The sequence below is a fragment of the Legionella lytica genome (genome assembly GCF_044626755.1).
Lineage (GTDB): Bacteria > Pseudomonadota > Gammaproteobacteria > Legionellales > Legionellaceae > Legionella > Legionella lytica_A.
Genome location: NZ_JBGORX010000045.1, coordinates 1 through 223, shown reverse-complemented (window position 1 = coordinate 223; position 223 = coordinate 1). Strand labels below are relative to the sequence as shown.

Genomic DNA, 223 nt, shown 5'->3' with positions numbered 1-223 from the left:
AGAGCGTGGAATTACAATTTCTACAGCTCACGTAGAATATGAATCATCTGCAAGACACTACGCGCACGTAGACTGCCCAGGACACGCTGACTATGTTAAAAACATGATCACCGGTGCTGCGCAAATGGACGGAGCGATCTTGGTAGTATCAGCAGCTGATGGCCCAATGCCACAAACTAGAGAACACATTCTATTGTCACGCCAAGTTGGTGTACCATACATT

Annotated in this window: 1 protein-coding gene; it reads left to right on the top strand. The window is 46.6% G+C overall.

From position 1 onward, the window contains the following. On the top strand, positions 1-223 hold a 223-nt coding region (locus tag ACD661_RS17015; protein ID WP_400189023.1), incomplete at both ends, for a GTP-binding protein.